Below are 18139 nucleotides of genomic sequence, written 5' to 3'. Positions count from 1 at the left end.
GCTGCCGGTCGTGGCGACCGGTCGGCTCGGAGCGTTCCCGTAAAACCGCGCTGCGAGATCATGGGTGCGACCAGCGCAAGGCGCGCTGGCCGGAATGCGAGACGAAAGGCGTCGGAATGGGGGCGGGCGGGCGGACCGGGCGACGAGGCCTGCGGTCCTGCGCCGCCGGCGGTCCCGGAAGGGAAACGGACGGCCGCTGGCAGACCGCGATAGTCTAAGGGATGTTCGGGAACGGCACAAAAATCCCTGTTCAGGTACGGTCGGGTGACGCGGGCTCCCGGTCGGCTGGCAGGGCGCGGTACCGTCTCCGGTCGCGGCGGCGCCCTCGCGACGCGTGATCGGGTGGATTACCGGCGCCGCCTGCGCGGCGCTGGTCGCCGCCGGACTATTCGTTACAATCGAAACTTGTTTCCCGCCCCTGGACTGGACGCTCCGATGAAGCTTGGTTCCCTGAAGGAAGGTGGCCGCGACGGCACCCTGATCGTGGTCTCGCGTGACCTGGCCCGCGCCGTGCGCGCCACCGGCATCGCCGCCACCCTGCAGCAGGCGCTGGAGGACTGGTCCAACGTCGCGCCGCGGCTGAACGCGCTGTCCGAGTCGCTCAACCATGGCGATGCCGATGGCGTGTTCGACCTGGACATGCAGGCGCTGGCCGCGCCGCTGCCGCGCGCCTACGAGTTCGTCGATGGCAGCGCCTACCTGCCGCACGTGGCGCGGGTACGCAAGGCGCGTGGCGCCGAGGTTCCGGAGACCTTCTACACCGATCCGCTGATGTACCAGGCGACCAGTGCCGGCTTTTACGGCCCGCGCGATGCGGTCAAGGTGGTCAGCGAGGACTACGGCATCGACCTGGAGGCCGAAATCGTGGTCATCACCGACGACGTGCCGATGGCGGTGACGCCGGAGCAGGCCGCCGGCCACATCCAGCTGGTCGGCCTGGTCAACGACGTCAGCCTGCGCAACCTGATCCCGGCCGAACTGGCCAAGGGCTTCGGCTTCCTGCAGTCCAAACCGCGTTCGGCACTGAGCCCGGTATTCGTCACCCCCGACGAGCTCGGCGAGGCGTGGCAGGGCAGCAAGGTCCACCTGCCGCTGGTGACCCACATCAACGGCGAATGGTTCGGCGCCCCGGAAGCCGGCGTGGACATGCAGTTCGATTTCGCCCAGCTGGTCGCGCACGCGGCCAAGACCCGTCCGCTGTCGGCCGGCGCCATCGTCGGCTCGGGCACCATCGCCAATGAGGACACCGCGCTGGGCGCGTCCTGCTTCGCCGAGCGCCGTACCGTGGAGACGCTGCGCGACGGCAAGCCGTCGACGCCGTTCATGCGCTTCGGCGACGTGGTGCGCATCGAAATGTTCGACCGCGCCGGCAACAGCATTTTCGGCGCCATCGAGCAGCGCATCGAGCAGGCCGCGCGGCCCTGATGGCGGCACGGCCTGCCGGTCCGCGGACAGACGCACGCGGCAGCGGGGGCGGCTTCCCGGCCGGCGGCACGATGGACCGACCGGCGGCGCGGGCGCTCCCGTCGCCGCCGGGTATGGTGGCCTGCAGGCACAAGGAAACGGACATGCAACAGGGATTGACGCTCTACAGCTACTGGCGCTCCAGCGCCGCCTACCGGGTGCGCATCGGCCTGAACCTGAAAGGGCTGGAGTACGCGACCGTGCCGGTCCACCTGGTGCGCGACGGCGGCCAGCAGCACGCCCCGGCCTACGCCGCGCTCAACCCGCAGGAGCTGGTGCCGACGCTGTGCGATGGCGAACGCGTGCTGACGCAGTCGCTGGCGATCCTCGAGTACCTGGAAGAAACCCACCCGCAGCCGGCGCTGTTGCCGGCGGCGGCGGGCGACCGCGCGCGGGTGCGCGCGCTGGCGCAGCTGGTGGCCTGCGACATCCATCCGCTCAACAACCTGCGCGTGCTGCAGTTCTTCGACCAGGAATGGCACGTACCGCAGTCCGAGCGCGACGATTGGATCCTGCACTGGATGCGCACTGGCCTTTCGGCGCTGGAAACGACGCTGGCGGGCACGGCGCAGACCGGCCGCTTCTGCCATGGCGACGCGCCCGGGCTGGCCGATTGCTGCCTGGTGCCGCAGCTGTACAACGCGCGCCGCTTCCGCCTGGATCTGGACGCCTTCCCGACCCTGCGGCGGATCGAAGCCGCCTGCCTGGCGCTGCCGGCCTTCGATGCCGCCCGGCCGGAGAACCAGCCGGACGCGGCCTGATCCCGCCGCACGGCAACAGCGGAAGCACGAAAAAGCCCCGCCGCGGCGGGGCTTCGTGGTGGGACTGTGCTGCGCCGCGCCTCAGAACCCGTGGGTAATCGACGCCGGTGCCGCCGCCGAGAAATCCGCATAGGGGTCGTGCTCGCCGCTGGCACCCTCGGACAGCCGGAACTTGAGCGCCAGGCCATCGCGCGAATCGGCCGCGCGCAGCGCCTCCTCCTGCTCGATCACGCCCTCCTTGGCCAGCCGGAACAGGCACTGGTCGAAACTGTGCATGCCCTCTTCGAGCGACTGCTCCATGGCCTGCTTGATCTCGTGCACCTGGCCGCGGCGCAGCAGGTCGCGGATCATCGGCGTGTTGATCAGCACCTCGGTCGCGGGCCGGCGGCGGCCGTCGGTGCCCTTGACCAGGCGCTGGCTGATCACCGCGCGCAGGTTCAGCGACAGGTTCATCAGCACGTTGCGGTGCGCGCTCTCGGGGAAGAAGTTTAGGATGCGCTCGATGGTCTGGTCGGCGTTGTTGGAGTGCAGCGTGGCCAGGCACAGGTGGCCGGTCTCGGCGAAGGCGATGGCCGCCTCCATGGTCTCGGCGTCGAGGATCTCGCCGATCAGGATCACGTCCGGCGCCTCGCGCATCGCGTTCTTCAGCGCGTTGTGGAAGGCGTGGGTGTCCAGCCCGACCTCGCGCTGGTTGACGATGGACTGCTTGTGCCGGTGCAGGAATTCGATCGGATCCTCGATGGTGAGGATGTGCCCGGTGGTGGTGGCGTTGCGGTGGTCGATCATCGACGCCAGCGAGGTGGACTTGCCCGAACCGGTGGAGCCGACCACCAGCACCAGCCCGCGCGGGGTCATGATCACGTCCTTGAGCACGTCCGGCAGTTTCAGCTCCTCGATCGAGGGGATCCGGTTCTTGATCGCGCGGATGACCATGCCCACTTCGCCGCGCTGCTTGAACACGTTCACCCGGAAACGCCCCACATCGGCCAGTGCGATGGCCATGTTCAGCTCCAGGTCGCGCTCGAACTGCGGCACCTGGCCCTCGTCCATCAGCGAGTAGGCGATCTTCTTGACCATGCCCGGCGGCAGGCCGGTATTGCCCAGGGGGTACAGCTTGCCCTCGATCTTGATGTGCACCGGCGCCCCCGTGGTCAGGAACATGTCCGATGCGTTCTTTTCGGTCATCAGCTTCAGGAAATAGCCGATATCCATGGATGATTCCCCAGGCATTCGCCGCCCAACGTTGCAAGCACGCGGCGGCCTTGACGACAATGGCCGTGCTCACCTTTCCGCGACGGCTCCCCAATGAAACCTAGCTTCGCACACTTACGACGTCTCCTGTATGTGACCGCGTGCGCATCTGCGCTCTGCGCCAGCGCCATGGCGCAGGATCCGGCTGCGGCCGACCTGCTTGCCGCGCAGCAGGCGGTCGAACGCGCCGACCGCGCCGATGCCGACCAGTACGCGCCGGACACCATCGCCCTGGCGCGGCAGCAGCTGGAACAGGCCCAGCGCGCGGCCGGCGACCGCCGCGAGCGCAAGCAGGCGCCCCTGCTGGCGCAGCGTGCCGCGGTCGACGCCGACCTGGCGCGGGCCCAGAGCGAGGAGGCGGTGGCGTTGGCCATGCTCGCCCAGCGCAGGGCCGAGGTGGAGCGCCTGCAACGCCAGCTGGCGACCGGGGAGGGACACTGATGGGCATCCGCATCCTGCTCGTGGCCGGCCTGCTGGCCGCGCCGCTGCTCGTCGCCGCGGCCGAGGATCCGGCGGTGGCGATGTTGAACCAGCGCCTGGTCAGCCTGCAGGCCGACGCGCGCACCACCGACCTGGCGGCGTTGGAGCGCCTGCAGGCGCAGCAGGCGATCGCCGTGCTGGCCAAGGCCAGGCGCAAGGAACTGGACCAGGCGCGCTACCTGGCCGAGCGCCGGGTGGCGATCGCCGAGGCCAGCGCCCGCGCCGAAGCCGCCCGCCGCGAGGTCGACCAGCTCGAACGCACCCGCAGCGAGCTGCTGGTCGAGGCCAGCCGGCGCGAGGCCGCCCGTGCCCGCCAGGAGGCGGAGCGGCTGCGGGTGCAGGCGCAGATCCAGGCCGAGGAAGCCGAGCGCCTGCGCCAGGCGGCCGAGGCCGAGACCCTGGCCCGCCAGGACGCCGAAGCAGCGCTGACCAGCGTGGCCGGCAAGCAGGCCGCGCGGGTCAGCTCGGCCCAGCAGAACGCCGCCAGGCTGGCCCGCGAGGAAGCCGAACTGGTCTCCGGCAAGAAGCTGCCGCCGTCCAGGTTCGACAATCGCGGCGAGGTGTTCACCCTGGCCGGCGACGCCTTCGCCGCCGGCCAGGCGACCCCGTCGGCTGCCGCGCGCGACCAGCTCAAGGCATTGGCCGAGTACCTGAACATCGGCAAGAAGGGGCGGGTGACCATCGAGGGGTACGACAGCGCCAACGGGGTCGGCCAGCGCCGCGCGCAGGCGCTGAGGGACGCCCTGGTGGCGGCCGGTGTCGGTGCCAACCGCATCCAGGCCAGCGGCAAGAAGGCGGCCGCCACCCGCGCCCGCTCCGCCGAGGTGATCGTCGCGCCGTGATGTCCTGACGGCGCCGCCGGCACCCATGGAGTGGGGTCCCACCCCGCTCCGGCACTACTGCTTGTGGTCGGCCGGTATCCGCTACCGGCCACGGCGCGGCGCCGCCGTCGCCGCTGAATGTGCGCCCGTTGCTGAACCTTTTCAGACTCCATCCAGCGCGCTTGCCGGAACTATTTTTCAGGCGTAGGGTCAATTGTCCGGGCGGCATTTTCGTCGCCCGGACAGCGGAGGACCGGGCCAGTGCAACCGTGGCGCGAACCAGCAGCAGACAGCTTCCGGGCAGTGCGCCGGAATGCGGCCTCGGGTTCGGCCGTGCCCCGTCCGGACCTCCATCCCAGAGCGCCCCGTGCCGCAAGGCCGGGGCGTTCGTGTTTCCGCATGTAGGAGGTAGTCATGTTCGAAGGGCAGCCGCAGAGTGAGATCGACGCGTTGATCAAGGTCAACCCCGAGTTCAAGCAGCTCTATCAGCAGCACCAGAAGCTGAACAAGAAATGCATGGATGCGGAACTGGGAGTACTTCCCATCGACGATGTGACCCTGGGGCAGATGAAACGCGAAAAGCTGCTGGCCAAGCAGAAACTGCTGCGGATGTATGAAAACCGGCTCAACTGAACCTTCCCCACGCTGAAAACTTTCCGTCGCGGGCAAGGGCGGCCTCCTCGTCGGCCGCCCTTGCCCGCGTCGCTTGCGCAAAGGCGCACTGGCAATGATCCAACAACCGATCGTCGCCTGACTTTCGCGCATATCCATCGGATAATCGGGCTCCGGCCGCGGCGCGGCGCGATCCCAAGCATATCGATGGCAATCCACTCCTCCGTACTCGAACTCATCGGGCGCACGCCGATCATCAAGGCCCAGCGCCTGGATGCCGGTGTCTGCGAGCTCTATCTCAAGCTCGAAAGCGCCAACCCGGGCGGCTCCATCAAGGACCGCATCGGCCTGTCGATGATCGAGGCGGCGGAGAAGCGCGGCGACCTCAGGCCGGGCGCGACACTGGTGGAAGGCACCGCCGGCAATACCGGGCTGGGCCTGGCGCTGGTGGCCCAGCAGAAGGGCTACAAGCTGATCCTGGTGGTCCCGGACAAGATGAGCCGGGAGAAGATCTTCAACCTCAAGGCGATGGGCGCCGAAGTGGTGCTGACCCGCTCGGACGTGGCCAAGGGCCACCCCGAGTACTACCAGGACCTGGCCAAGACCATCGCCGAGCGCACCCCGGGTGCCTATTTCGTCAACCAGTTCGGCAACCCCGACAATCCGGCCGCGCACGAATTCGGCACCGGCCCGGAGATCCTCGAACAGATGGACGGCGACCTGGACGCCATCGTGTTCGGCTGCGGCAGTTCCGGCACCATGACCGGGCTGTCGCGCGCCTTCGCCCGGCTGTCGCCGAAGACCGAACTGGTGCTGGCCGACCCGGTCGGCTCGATCCTGGCCGAGTACATCAACGAGGGCACGCTCAACGAGAAATCGGGCTCGTGGCTGGTGGAAGGCATCGGCGAGGATTTCCTGCCGTCGATCTCCGATTTCAGCCGGGTCAGCAAGGCCTATGCAATCAGCGACGCGGAGAGCTTCCACACCGCACGCGAACTGCTGGGCAAGGAAGGCATCCTCGGCGGTTCCTCCACCGGCACCCTGCTGGCGGCGGCGCTGAAGTACTGCCGCGAGCAGACCACCCCGAAGAAGGTGCTGGTGCTGGTATGCGATACCGGCAACAAATACCTGTCGAAGATGTACAACGACTACTGGATGCTGGACAACGGTTTCCTCGAGCGCCCGCGCTACGGCGACCTGCGCGACCTGATCCTGCGCCCGTACAGCCAGCGCGACACCGTGGTGGTCGGCCCCAACGACCTGCTGACCACCGCCTACCAGCGCATGAAGCTGTACGACGTCTCGCAGCTGCCGGTGATGGATGGCGACCGCCTGGTCGGCATCATCGACGAGAGCGACGTGCTGCTGCATGTCTACGGCGACGAAGCGCGGTTCCGCGATCCGGTGGCCATCGCCATGGTCAGCAAGCTCGACCGGCTGGACGTGAAGTCGCCGATCGAGGCGCTGCTGCCGGTATTCGACCGTGGCCAGGTCGCCATCATCATGGACGGCAACGACTTCCTCGGCCTGATCACCCGTATCGACCTGCTGAACTACCTGCGGCGGCGGGTGCAGTGAGCGCGGCAGCCGGAACGGCCGGTTCAGGTCGTCCCCGTAGAATTTCCCCCCTTACCAGCCGGAAAGCACCATGACGGATCAGCACCCACGCGGCGATGGCGGCGAGCGCAGCCTGTCGCTCGCCACCCTGGCCATCCACGGCGGCCAGTCGCCGGACCCGAGTACCGGCGCGGTGATGCCGCCGATCTATGCGACCTCGACCTACGCGCAGTCCAGCCCGGGCGTGCACCAGGGCTTCGAATACTCGCGCACCCACAATCCCACCCGTTTCGCCTATGAGCGCTGCGTGGCCGCGCTCGAAGGCGGCAGCCGCGGCTACGCGTTCGCCTCGGGCATGGCCGCGACCTCGACGGTGATCGAGCTGCTCGATGCCGGCAGCCACGTGGTGGCGATGGATGACATCTACGGCGGCAGCTTCCGCCTGTTCGAGCGCGTGCGCCGGCGCACGGCAGGGCTGGATTTCAGCTTCGTCGACCTCACCGACCCGGCCGCGCTGGCGGCGGCGATCACGCCGAAGACGAAAATGGTGTGGATCGAGACGCCGACCAACCCGATGCTGAAGATCGTGGACATCGCCGCGGTCGCGGCCATCGCCCGGCGCCATGGGCTGATCGTGGTGGTCGACAACACCTTCGCCTCGCCGATGCTGCAGCGCCCGCTGCAGTTGGGTGCGGACATCGTGGTGCACTCGGCCACCAAGTACCTCAACGGCCACTCGGACATGGTCGGCGGCATGGTCGTGGTCGGCGACAACGCCGAACTGGCCGAGCAGATGGCCTTCCTGCAGAACTCGGTGGGTGGCGTGCAGGGCCCGTTCGACAGCTTCCTGGCGCTGCGCGGGCTGAAGACGCTGCCGCTGCGGATGAAGGCCCACTGCGCCAACGCACTGGCGCTGGCCCAATGGCTGGAAACGCACCCGGCCGTGGAGAAGGTCATCTATCCGGGCCTGGCGTCGCACCCGCAGCATGCGCTGGCGTCGGCGCAGATGAGCGGCTTCGGCGGCATCGTCTCGGTCGTGCTCAAGGGCGGCTTCGAGACGGCGAAGCGCTTCTGCGAGCGCACCCAGCTGTTCACCCTGGCCGAATCCCTCGGTGGCGTGGAAAGCCTGGTCAACCATCCCGCGGTAATGACCCATGCCTCGATCCCGCCGGTCCGCCGCCAGCAGCTGGGCATCAGTGACGCGCTGGTGCGCCTGAGCGTCGGCGTGGAGGATGTGGAGGACCTGCGCGCGGATCTGGAGAATGCGCTTGATGCATGAGCTCAGCGGTCGTCGCGTTCTGGTGACGGGCGCCTCCGGCTTTGTCGGCAGGCATCTGATGGGGGCTGCGGCGTTCGCTGGCGTCGAGTTTGCGACCCTGCAGAACGTGGACATCCGCGATCGGTCGGCGCTGCAGGCCGAAGTGGCCTCGATCCGGCCCGATCATGTCATCCACCTGGCAGCGCAGAGCTTCGTACCCCGCTCCTTCGAGGATCCCGCCGGGACCCTTGAGATCAATCTGATGGGGACCCTGCATCTGCTGCAGGCGCTGGACAGCGTGGGCTTTTCCGGGCGCTTTCTCTATGTGAGCTCTGGCGACGTGTATGGAGCGGTGCATGAGTCGCAGTTGCCGGTGACGGAGCAGCATCCGCCGGCACCGAGGAATCCCTACGCGGTTTCCAAGCTGTCCGCGGAGCTGCTGTGCCTGCAATGGCACCGATCCAACAGCCTGGATGTAGTGGTCGCGCGTCCGTTCAACCACGTCGGTCCCGGCCAGGACGCAGCCTTCGTGGTGCCCGCTCTCGCTGCCCAGGTGGTAGCCATTGCGCGCGGGCAGAGGGCGCCGCTCATCCGAGCGGGCGATATCGACGTGACCCGTGACTTCACCGACGTGCGGGATATCGTTGTCGGCTATGCCCGCCTGTTGGTCTCCGGTACCTCCGGGCGAACCTACCAGCTCTGCAGCGGCGCCGAGCGCAGCGTCCGTGGAATATTGGAACGGTTGCTCGCGTTGAAGGCAGTGGATGCGGAAATAGAGCAGGATCCTTCGAAATTCCGCCCGGCGGAGCAGCGCAGGATGGTGGCCGACAACACATTGGTGTCACGTGACACCGGCTGGCTCCCCGCCATTCCCTGGGAGAAGACGTTGCAAGACATTATTGAAGAAATGGAGAGCAGGACGTGATCATCCGCGGAAATTCGGCCCTAATTACGGGAATCACCGGCCAGGACGGTGCCTATCTGGCGAAGCTGCTGCTGGAGAAGGGGTACTCGGTCAGCGGGCTGCTGGCGCGGCGGAGCACCGATACGCTGTGGCGTCTCCGCGAACTGGGCATCGTCGACGACGTGAAGTTCATCGACGGTGACCTGACGGACCTCTCCTCGCTCATCCGGGCGATGCAGGTGTCGAATGCGCACGAGGTGTACAACCTGGGCGCGCAGAGCTTCGTCGGTACGTCCTGGCAGCAGCCGTTGCTGACCTCCGACGTGGATGGCCTCGGGGCGCTGAGGGTTCTCGAGGCGGTAAGGCTGGTCAATCCGCAGGCGCGCTTCTACCAGGCCTCGACGAGCGAGATGTTCGGGTTGATCCAGGCGGAGCGCCAGGACGAGGCGACCCCGTTCTATCCGCGCAGTCCTTACGGCGTGGCCAAGCTGATGGCGCATTGGGCAACCGTCAACTACCGCGAAAGCCATGGCATGCATGCGTCGAGCGGCATCCTCTTCAACCATGAATCCCCGCTGCGCGGCATTGAATTCGTGACCCGCAAGGTGACCCATGCCGTGGCATCCATCAAGTTGGGACGCCAGAAGCAGCTGCGGCTCGGCAACATCGACGCCAAGCGCGACTGGGGATTCGCGGGCGACTATGTCGAGGCGATGTGGATGATGCTGCAGCAGGACGTACCGGACGACTACGTGGTGGCCACCGGCATCACCTCGACCGTCAGGGAGATGTGCCAGATCGCGTTTGCCCACGTCGGACTGAACATGGAGGATCATCTGGTCATCGACGAACAGTTCATGCGGCCGGCTGAAGTGGATGTCCTGCTCGGCAATCCGGCCAAGGCCCAGGCCCGGCTCGGGTGGAAAGCGACCACGTCGTTGCAGCAGCTGATCGAGATGATGGTCGAGGCGGACCTGCGCCGCATCGCCGATGGCCGTGGCTGAGATGTGTATACGGTCCCGGAAGGGCCCGGTGCCGCGAGCGGTCGCCGTTGGCGCCGACACTGCGGTCAACGCGGTGTCGGCCTGATCGGAATGCCAAAGGGGGATCGCATGATCCCCCTTTTTTTCGGCTCAGGCGCCAGCAGGCGCCTGCTCCCCCGGGCAGGCGAGGGGCATGGGTGCCGGTCGGCCGCGGCGATCCGCGAGCAGGATCAGCGTGCCGGGCCTGCCGACTGGCTGGCCCGCGCCACGAATCCACTCTGCAGCGTGTCGCGTATTTCCTGGATGCGCGTCCTGTAGCTCATGCCGACGGTACGATAGCTGACGCGCGCGCGGACGGTGCGCGATGCCCGTCTTCCGAGTTCACGTGCCCGATTCCTGTCCAGGTACAGCTCTGACATGAACCTGGCAGCCTGCTCCACATCCGCGTCTGCCCATACCTGGCCTGCCGCGAACGGGTATTCGCCATCCTTGACCGGCACGAGCGAGAAATCGGTGAGCAATGCCGACTGGGCATCCATGAAATCAAGGTTCCCCGAGTAACCGGTGCAGATCAGCGGCTTCCCCAGGTACATTGCCTCGGCAAGTCCGCGGCCATAGCCTTCGGAGCGATGAAGCGAGACGAAGCTGTCGCAGCAGCGCACAAGGTTCTTGATCTCGTTGTCGCTGATCGTCTTGTTGATGAAGGTCACCCTGCCGCGCAATGGGCTCAGCGTCTTCTGCAGTCGCTCAAACGCCGCCGGATCGGCTTCCGCGCCGTTGGTCTTGACGACCAGGTGTGAGTTGGCGGTGGGCAGCGCCGCACAGTGCTGGAGGAAAGCGTTCACCACCGCATCTGGATTCTTGCGCGCCGCGAACGAGCGGAAATCGAAGAAGAACAGGAACGCGAATGCGCTCTCCGGTATGCCGAAGTATCGACGGGAGAGCATCGACGAAAGCGTCACTTCGCACGCGACCGGAAGATGCCGGGTAGTTGCCCGGGTATGCCCGTTGATGGAATCGAATATGAACCTGGAAGGGCACCACACTTCGTCAAAGCGGTCGAGTGCGCCGATCCAGGGCTCCGGAAAGTGCGACAGTTCCCAGTTCGGATAGAGGATGTTGTAGGAGTCGGCCGGCAGCCTGAGCAGCGACAGCGCGCTGTCGACCTCGTCGGCGTTGAGGTGGAACACGTTGATCCGCCCCAGCTTGTCGGTAAGGGCGGGCGCGAACTCGCGTTCCGCGTCAGGCTCGGGCTTGAAGTGGCCATATACATCGAGCAGCAGCGGTGCCAGCGCGACGGAGCGGAATGCGCGATACGAACAGCGCAGGCTTTCGCCGCAACCGATGGGTGCGAAAGGGTGGCCAATCAGGACGATGTCGGATCCGTGGTTCATGTATTCAACCGGGGAAGGAGGTCTTGCGCTCGACCAGGTGCTCGGCTTCCAGCGCGTTCAGATGGGCCTGCAGGAAAGAGTGGCCGAAGCGCCTGTCGGGTTCCAGGTATGCGCCTTCGGCCCATTCGTTCCATGCGTTGATGAACACGATCTGCTCATCGCCGCTGTATTGCTGGCGGGTACGCTTGACCGACGTCTCAAGCCAAGCCTGGAACGCGCCCGGGCTGGAATGTTCGAAGCTGTAGCTGTTGTTCTGCCTGCGCGCGGTGTTGTCCCATCCCGGCATTACGCCCATGAATCGCTTGTAGGCAGGGAGCTCGCGGGTGGCATAGCGCACGGCCAGGTCGCGATAGTCCGCGACCGCACCGGCGAAGTTCTGATTGATGATCTCACCCGAAGGCTGGCGCGGCTCCGCCATGCCCTGCGGCGGGAACTCGACGGCGGCATCGCACCCCAGGTCTTCCGGGTGGATGCCGGCGCTGGCCAGTTCGAACGACTCCACCTGTGCCAGGTAGATCTCGCCAATGCCGTTCTCCCGGCAGTACTTGCGCCACAGCGAGGACGTGCGGGCAAAATCGGGGAAAAGCGTCACGCGATAGACCAACAGCAGCGGATTGCCATTGATGCGGATGTAGCTGGGGCTGCGGAAATAGCGGGCCAGGTCCTCGATGACCGCCAGGTCGTCCTCGTCCGAATGCTGCTGGGCCATCAGCACGTCCTGCTCCTGCCCATCCCAGCGCCGGGTCCAGTTCTCGTTGGCCCAGCACAGGCAGAACGGGAAGTCCGGTTCGCCCGACGCCAACATCTGCTCGATCGGCCGCTCCAGCAGCCTGTGGCCCGCGAACCAGTAGTAATAGAAGCAGAAGCCGCCGATACCATAGCGGCGTGCCAACTCGGCCTGCTTGCTCATCACTTCCGGAACGCGGAGATCGTAGTAGCCGAGATCGGCGGGGATCCTGGGCTGGTCGTGGCCCACGTAGTTCGGGCGGGCCTTGGTGACATTGGTCCATTCGGTGAAGCCTTCGCCCCACCACAGGTCGTTCTCCGGAATCGGGTGGAACTGCGGAAGGTAGAAGGCGATGGTGCGGACCTGCTGCAACGCATCCAGCTCTTCGCGCCACTTCCCGCTGAAGACTCCAAGGTTGCGGGTGATGCAGCTGAGCTTGTAGTCACTGGGCAACGAGTCCGAAGTGACACTCAGATGGTGGACGACTTCCGCGGCTGCGCAGAACACGATCCGCCTGCCGTGCTTTCGCAACTGCATGCACAGGTCAGCATCCTCGCAGTACGCGGGCGCCAACTGGTCATCGAACCCGCCGAGCGCGACAAAGTCGTCGCGCCTAACCAGCAGGCACGCCCCGGAACAATAGTCCACGTCGCGGTCATACGAGTACGCCGGTCTGTCGGGCAGGCTGTTCAGGCCGATCATCTCTGCGGTCCCATCGGGGTGCAGGCGGGTTCCCGCGTCCTGCAGCCAGCCGCTGGGGTAGACGATCTTCGGGCCGACGGCGCCGATGCTGGGGTCGGAATCGAGGCAGGTCCACATCGCCTTGAGCCAGCCTGGCTTCACCTGCACATCGTTGTTGAGGAAGAGCAGGGTTCTGCCGCTTGCCTGTGCGGCGGCCCGGTTGCAGTTCCGCAGGAAGCCCAGGTTCTCCGTCTGCCGCACGAAACGAACGCCGGCAACGCGGGATACCGCGAGCGCGGATGCGTCGGTGGAAGCATCGTCGGCGACGATGATCTCGATCGTCGGCCCCGACGGATCGTGACATTCCGCGATCGATGCAAGGCATTCGAGCGTGCGTGCGGCATGGTTGTATGCCGGTATCACGATGCTGACGTCGGGCGACTCGACCGGGGCGGGCAGTTTCAGCTGTCCGGCGATCGTCTCCAGATCCCGGTTGCTGAATTCATGCATCTTGACGCTGGCCGGTTCACGGTCATGCCGTGCATGCAGTGCTTCGGCGATCCTGCGCTTGACGTCGCCATAGTCGCTCCATTCGGCCACGCCGTCCGCCACGTACAGGGCGGATGCCGCGCCGGGCGCATCCAGCATATGGGGTTGCGCAATGGGGGCGTATGCGTGGACATCTGCTCCATGGGTCGCGACATGGGCCTTCCAGCGCCTGTACGCGTTGGTCCGCGAGAACAGAATCGGGAAATTCTGGAACAGCGCGTTCTTGATCGCCAGCTTCAGGTGCATGGAAACCGGCAGCCTGCGATACAGCTTGCGGGCGCCGCCCGTCGCGCCTTGGACGGATGTGCGCAGCGAACGGCGGACAAACGCCTTCGTGGTCCTGAGCGGGCGGGTGATGCGCCAGCTTGCCGAGTTCCTGGTCGCCTCCAGTTCCGCTGCGACGCTTTGCCGTTCCGCCGCGACGCTCTCCAGCTCCTGTTGCAGTGCAGCTGCCGCGGCATTGGCCGTGAGCAACGCGGAGGACGCATCGGCAAGAGCCAGCGCCTGCTCCTGCAGCCGGCTGTTGCAGGATGCGAGCTCGCTATCGCGGAGCGCGACTGCATGCTCCACCTCCTCGGCTCTGCGTCGCAGGCAATCACGCTCGTCCTGCGCGCTCTCGAGATCGGCCTTGCGCCGTGCCAGTGTTTCAACCACATCGGCAGGCAGGCATGCCTGGTTGCCATGCAGGAGTGAGGTGATATCCGGCGTGGACGCGAGCACGTAGGCCTCATACTGTGCGAGCGTCAGCGGCCTGGCCAGCTTTCCACGGACCTCGCTCTCGAATGCGGCATCGAAGTCGAGGTAATCAAGAATGTCCGATGCCGTTACGACCATGCCCAGTTGCCGCAGGCAGGCCCGGAACAGCGTCGGTACATGCAGAAGCTCGGTTTCTGCCGGCTCCGCCACGCAGGTAACCGAGGCCAGGCTTACGTTGAAGGCGCGGAACATGAGGTAGCCCAGGCTTATGGGATGGCGCAGCTCCCATTCCTGGTCGAAGAAGACCCACTCGCCATCGGCGGCTTTGATCAGATTCCTGGGCACCGCGTCGATCAGGTTGCCCGGCAGTTGCGTGTGCAGCGAGATCCGCTCGCCAATGTCGTGCCCGGTGGCTTTGAGCTGCAGTGCATCCATCCACTGGCGCAGCCAGCCTGCCACGTCATCCACGTTCCAGCCATGCCGGCTCAGGACAAGGTCAAGCTCATCCACCCAATGCCTGCCGGGCACGTACGGCTCGCTGCGCACTGCATGGGAAAGCAGTGGCGACGCCATGCCCGGCGCATTCCCGGCCAATGGTTGCCTGCGGACCTCGATCGATCCGGACTGCTCCACGATGGTGGTGGCGGTGGCGTAGCGCGGCGTTCGTTCGACGGCATAGTGGTGCGCCAGGATGCCAGGCGAGAACCCGGCAAAGCGGGGGGCGCCCTCGGTCGCCTGCGCGAGCACCAGGAACGAGTTCGAAAGATCGGCGATCAGACCGTTGCGTTGCGCTACCGCAAAGGCCTGGCCAGTCGAGAACAGGAGCGGGTGGTTGAGCTGCCGGTCGCTGCGCGTGGCCTGCCCGGCAAGGGTGGCGCAATCGAAATGCGCGTGGTTGTCCCAACCCGCGGGAAGAACCAGATTGCTTGGAAGCTTGTAGTCGGGGAATGGCAATGCGAATTCGCAGGACGTGAAACCCGCGGCCAGGATGCGATCGGACAGCTCGCGACGACCGAACGTCACCACGCCATCGGGCGCGTAGTGATCCTGGATGCCCTCCATGGCGCGGCCCAGGTGGTCTTCGTGCATCCCGGCGAAATACTTCAGCCCCAGCTGGTTCTCGATCGCAACTATGAGCACCCCGCCTTCGCCCAGCAGCGACCTCGCCTTGCGCAGGGTGGTCGCGATGCCATCGGGTCCGGATGAATACTTGCGGGCATACTCCAGTACCCCGATCAAGGTCACCACATCGAACCGGGGTCCGTCCGGAAGTTCGTCGAAGCTGCTGTTGACGACGGTGACGTTGTCCATGTCACGGCAGCGGCTTGCGGCGATCGCCGCGCGTCGCTCGCTGCCTTCCAGTGCCAGCAACTCACAGCCCTGTTCGCCGAGGTATCGACTGATGGCCCCACAGCCGGCCCCGATCTCCAGGACTTTCCTGCCTCCAAGGACGGGCTGAAGAGGGCGCAGCAGGTTGGCGCGCACCGGACTCAGGTGGTAAGTGGATGCCCAGTCGGTCTGGTGCTCCGCCAGCTCCGCTGAAAACAGCGAGACATCATTACTGGTGGCGATGGCCCTGGCGATCCTGTTCTCGACCTCGTCGCCGTCGCTGTAGTCGAAGCTGGTGCCCGGTCCGCGCGACCATACTCCCGTGTCATCATTCCTGCGCAGGCCATTGCGGCTCAGGAAATCGGAGTAGTTGTTGTTGGTAGTCAAGACCGTAGTTCCTTGATGCTGAAAGTCATCGGTAGCTTGGTGAAGCCGAAGCACTCGTCGTCCGTGACGGTGAAGTGTATGGAGTCATAGCGCCGGTCGTGGGGGATGATCTCTTCGCCACTCCGGCTGGCCAGGCCGACCGATATGAAGTAATCACCTGGGCCAAGATTGCATTCGAAGTGGATATCCACCTGCATTTCCGTGCCTTCCGCGACCGAGCCGGGCAGGCCGGCGAAACGGCTCAGTTCCGAGTTCGTCCCGAAGACGGTGACACCGTCCTTCGACTTGATCGTCAGGCCCATGATCGGGCGGCTGATGGCACGTTCGAACGATATTCCAAGCAACAGCTGCAGCGAAGTACCCGCGGGAATGATCTGCGCTGCCTCGGTGCCATTGGCGAGCAGCCTGAAATCGGCGATGCATGCCGCACCGTCGCCCCACCTGAATTCATAGGGGTTGTAGTGGGGCTGGTCGACGTACCGGTTGCCCCGCGTTTCCGGCGCGGGGGTGCCGCCAGTGTGCGCTGGCGTCGTGGGTCGGGGTGCCTGTCCCGTCGCCGGCGTGGATGCCGGCGGCTTGCCGAACAACAGGTCCAGGTAAGTGTGGACCACGTCCTTTGGTTGCCCGCGCTGCCGCAGCCGCCCGCCTTCTATCAGGATGGCGTCATCGCAGTGGCTGACGATCTGTTCGGTGGAGTGGGATACGAACAGGATGGACGTTCCCGTTTCCTTCAGGGCCTCCAGCCGGGCAAAGCATTTGGACTGGAACTTCGCATCGCCTACGGCCAGTGCTTCGTCGACGATGAGTATCTCCGGGTCGACCTGCGCCTGCACCGCGAACGCAAGGCGAACCATCATGCCCGAGGAGTAGGTCTTGACCGGCCGGTTGACGAAATGGCCGATATCGGCGAACGCGAGGATGGAGTCCATCCGTGCATCGATCTCTTCCGGGGAAAGCCCCAGGATCGCGGCATTGAGCCGGGCATTCTCGATGCCGTTGAACTCGGGATTGAAGCCGGACCCCAGCTCCAGCAGTGCGGCGATTCTCCCGCTGACGTCGACCGTACCCTGGCTGGGTGCGAGCGTGCCGGCAATGATCTGCAGCAGTGTGGATTTCCCGGCGCCGTTGCGCCCGACAATGCCCGTGGTATGGCCGCGCATGACCTCGAAACTTATGTCGTCGAGCGCGGTGAACTCCTGGACCGCGGCCTGGTCGCCCGCCAGTTGCGGGAGCCCGAACGTCCTGAGCAGGTTGTTCGCACGGATGCCGAGCGCGTGAGTGAGGCGCTTTGCCGGGTTGGAGTACGCGCGGAATACCTTGCTGACGTGGTTGACGCGCAGTGCGATCTCAGAGGACATCTGCGAAGCCCCTGCGGGTGAACTGGAACCATACGAACCCGAGATAGCAGACGAGCGCGGACATTCCGGTGAATGCGATCAACTGTTGCCAATCCGGCTGCAGGCCGAGGATGAGTATCCGCCGGGTCTGCTCGACCAGAAAGGTCAGCGGATTGAGGTAGAAGAACGCACGGAACTTTTCCGGGATCGCGGTTATCGGGTAGAAGATGGGGGACAGGAACATCGTCACCATCAGCAGGTGCGCGATCAGCTGGCTGATGTCGCGGATGAAAACGCCCAGCGATGAGATGAACCAGGTGGCGCCGAGGGTAAGCAGCAGCAGGGGGATGGCGATGACCGGGAACAGCAGGGTGGTTGCCGGCGGCGCTCCCTTGGTCACCGTGAATACCAGCAGCAGCAGCGCGAGGCCAATCATGAGCTGGAACAATCCGCTGATGACCGCGACCGGTGCGGATATTTCAAGGGGAAATACGATCTTCTTGACCAGATTCGGGTTGCCGGTAATCAAGTGCGGCGCGCGTGACAGGGTCTCGGAGATGAATCCGAAGATTATCATTCCGGTGAACAGCATCAGTGCGAAATCCAGTGGGTGGTCCAGCCCGCCGCCCCAGCGCATGCGGAATATCTCGCTGAAAACGAATGTATAGATGGCGAGCATCAACAGCGGGTTTATCAGCGACCAGAAAACCCCAAGCACCGATCCCCGGTATTTGCTCTGTACCTCGCGCCTGGCCAACGCCCTGATCGTGGCGCGGTGATGCCAGATCGACGCGCAAAGCGCCAGCGGCGATATGGATGAGGCGGAAGTGGGTCCTGAACGGAGCATTAAGTTACTGTCCTAGGCTGGCGTAGCCGGCGTCTGTCCGGGCGGGCCTTGTATCGGCACGTGCAAACGGCCAATTATAGGCGAGAACCGCTTGCCCATCG

Annotated in this window: 14 protein-coding genes; 9 read left to right on the top strand and 5 right to left on the bottom strand. The window is 65.6% G+C overall.

From position 1 onward, the window contains the following. Nucleotides 1-435 precede the first annotated feature (435 nt). The gene (locus MKP15_RS15825) at nucleotides 436-1425 is read left to right on the top strand and encodes a fumarylacetoacetate hydrolase family protein (protein ID WP_161615290.1); all 990 of its coding nucleotides are present in this window, start codon (nucleotides 436-438) and stop codon (nucleotides 1423-1425) included. Nucleotides 1426-1568: 143 nt separating this feature from the next. After that, nucleotides 1569-2225, top strand: a complete 657-nt coding sequence (maiA, locus tag MKP15_RS15820) for a maleylacetoacetate isomerase (RefSeq protein ID WP_240213373.1) — start codon at nucleotides 1569-1571, stop codon at nucleotides 2223-2225. Between the two features lie 81 nt (nucleotides 2226-2306). On the opposite strand, the gene MKP15_RS15815 is transcribed toward maiA, so the two are convergent. Continuing rightward, complete coding sequence (locus MKP15_RS15815; RefSeq protein WP_054662659.1) at nucleotides 2307-3437, bottom strand: PilT/PilU family type 4a pilus ATPase; 1131 nt, start codon at nucleotides 3435-3437, stop codon at nucleotides 2307-2309. 93 nt (nucleotides 3438-3530) lie between these two features. On the opposite strand from MKP15_RS15815, the gene MKP15_RS15810 reads away from it, so the two are divergent. From MKP15_RS15810 to MKP15_RS15780, 7 genes are all read left to right on the top strand, one after another. Then, on the top strand, nucleotides 3531-3917 hold the full coding sequence (locus MKP15_RS15810) for a DUF4398 domain-containing protein (protein WP_054662662.1): 387 nt from the start codon (nucleotides 3531-3533) through the stop codon (nucleotides 3915-3917). Further along, entirely contained in the window at nucleotides 3917-4798 is an 882-nt protein-coding gene (locus tag MKP15_RS15805; RefSeq protein WP_240213372.1) for an OmpA family protein, read from the top strand. The genes MKP15_RS15810 and MKP15_RS15805 overlap by 1 nt, the downstream gene beginning before the upstream one ends. 393 nt (nucleotides 4799-5191) lie before the next feature. After that, nucleotides 5192-5410, top strand: coding sequence for a YdcH family protein (locus MKP15_RS15800; protein WP_054662668.1), 219 nt, complete (start codon nucleotides 5192-5194; stop codon nucleotides 5408-5410). Between the two features lie 186 nt (nucleotides 5411-5596). Further along, nucleotides 5597-6967 carry a pyridoxal-phosphate dependent enzyme gene (locus MKP15_RS15795; RefSeq protein WP_240213371.1) on the top strand — a complete coding sequence of 457 codons (1371 nt, stop codon included), beginning with the start codon at nucleotides 5597-5599 and terminating at the stop codon, nucleotides 6965-6967. A gap of 70 nt (nucleotides 6968-7037) precedes the next feature. After that, nucleotides 7038-8225: a cystathionine gamma-synthase gene (locus tag MKP15_RS15790; protein ID WP_240213370.1), complete on the top strand. Its 1188-nt coding sequence runs from the start codon at nucleotides 7038-7040 to the stop codon at nucleotides 8223-8225. Next, nucleotides 8218-9129, top strand: a complete 912-nt coding sequence (locus MKP15_RS15785; protein WP_240213369.1) for a GDP-mannose 4,6-dehydratase — start codon at nucleotides 8218-8220, stop codon at nucleotides 9127-9129. The genes MKP15_RS15790 and MKP15_RS15785 overlap by 8 nt, the downstream gene beginning before the upstream one ends. Before the next feature lie 2 nt (nucleotides 9130-9131). After that, nucleotides 9132-10112 (top strand): GDP-mannose 4,6-dehydratase, encoded by a 981-nt coding sequence (locus MKP15_RS15780; RefSeq protein ID WP_240213388.1) that lies wholly within the window; start codon nucleotides 9132-9134, stop codon nucleotides 10110-10112. Nucleotides 10113-10321: 209 nt separating this feature from the next. Here the strand turns inward: MKP15_RS15780 and MKP15_RS15775 are convergent, their stop codons facing one another. From MKP15_RS15775 to MKP15_RS15760, 4 genes are read right to left on the bottom strand one after another with little or no spacing between them, the layout of a single operon-like run. Next, nucleotides 10322-11485 carry a glycosyltransferase gene (locus tag MKP15_RS15775; RefSeq protein WP_240213368.1) on the bottom strand — a complete coding sequence of 388 codons (1164 nt, stop codon included), beginning with the start codon at nucleotides 11483-11485 and terminating at the stop codon, nucleotides 10322-10324. A gap of 4 nt (nucleotides 11486-11489) precedes the next feature. After that, nucleotides 11490-15854 (bottom strand): glycoside hydrolase family 99-like domain-containing protein, encoded by a 4365-nt coding sequence (locus MKP15_RS15770; protein ID WP_240213367.1) that lies wholly within the window; start codon nucleotides 15852-15854, stop codon nucleotides 11490-11492. Continuing rightward, a complete protein-coding gene (locus tag MKP15_RS15765; protein ID WP_240213366.1) occupies nucleotides 15851-17212 on the bottom strand; it encodes an ABC transporter ATP-binding protein in 1362 nt (453 codons plus the stop codon). The genes MKP15_RS15770 and MKP15_RS15765 overlap by 4 nt, the downstream gene beginning before the upstream one ends. After that, nucleotides 17202-18038: an ABC transporter permease gene (locus MKP15_RS15760; RefSeq protein WP_240213365.1), complete on the bottom strand. Its 837-nt coding sequence runs from the start codon at nucleotides 18036-18038 to the stop codon at nucleotides 17202-17204. Before MKP15_RS15760 ends, MKP15_RS15765 begins: the two co-directional genes overlap by 11 nt. Between the last annotated feature and the right edge of the window lie 101 nt (nucleotides 18039-18139).

Origin of the sequence: Stenotrophomonas sp. Y6, from assembly GCF_022436665.1 — a bacterium.
GTDB lineage: Bacteria > Pseudomonadota > Gammaproteobacteria > Xanthomonadales > Xanthomonadaceae > Stenotrophomonas > Stenotrophomonas acidaminiphila_A.
This window is presented reverse-complemented; position numbering and strand designations above follow the sequence as displayed.

What these genes read in the sequence shown, in the direction of transcription:
- MKP15_RS15825 (WP_161615290.1), top strand. Translation starts at nt 436, where the DNA reads ATGAAGCTTGGTTCCCTGAAGGAAGGTGGCCGCGACGGCACCCTGATC.
- maiA (WP_240213373.1), top strand. Translation starts at nt 1,569, where the DNA reads ATGCAACAGGGATTGACGCTCTACAGCTACTGGCGCTCCAGCGCCGCC.
- MKP15_RS15815 (WP_054662659.1), bottom strand. Translation starts at nt 3,437, where the DNA reads ATGGATATCGGCTATTTCCTGAAGCTGATGACCGAAAAGAACGCATCG.
- MKP15_RS15810 (WP_054662662.1), top strand. Translation starts at nt 3,531, where the DNA reads ATGAAACCTAGCTTCGCACACTTACGACGTCTCCTGTATGTGACCGCG.
- MKP15_RS15805 (WP_240213372.1), top strand. Translation starts at nt 3,917, where the DNA reads ATGGGCATCCGCATCCTGCTCGTGGCCGGCCTGCTGGCCGCGCCGCTG.
- MKP15_RS15800 (WP_054662668.1), top strand. Translation starts at nt 5,192, where the DNA reads ATGTTCGAAGGGCAGCCGCAGAGTGAGATCGACGCGTTGATCAAGGTC.
- MKP15_RS15795 (WP_240213371.1), top strand. Translation starts at nt 5,597, where the DNA reads ATGGCAATCCACTCCTCCGTACTCGAACTCATCGGGCGCACGCCGATC.
- MKP15_RS15790 (WP_240213370.1), top strand. Translation starts at nt 7,038, where the DNA reads ATGACGGATCAGCACCCACGCGGCGATGGCGGCGAGCGCAGCCTGTCG.
- MKP15_RS15785 (WP_240213369.1), top strand. Translation starts at nt 8,218, where the DNA reads ATGCATGAGCTCAGCGGTCGTCGCGTTCTGGTGACGGGCGCCTCCGGC.
- MKP15_RS15775 (WP_240213368.1), bottom strand. Translation starts at nt 11,485, where the DNA reads ATGAACCACGGATCCGACATCGTCCTGATTGGCCACCCTTTCGCACCC.
- MKP15_RS15765 (WP_240213366.1), bottom strand. Translation starts at nt 17,212, where the DNA reads ATGTCCTCTGAGATCGCACTGCGCGTCAACCACGTCAGCAAGGTATTC.
- MKP15_RS15760 (WP_240213365.1), bottom strand. Translation starts at nt 18,038, where the DNA reads ATGCTCCGTTCAGGACCCACTTCCGCCTCATCCATATCGCCGCTGGCG.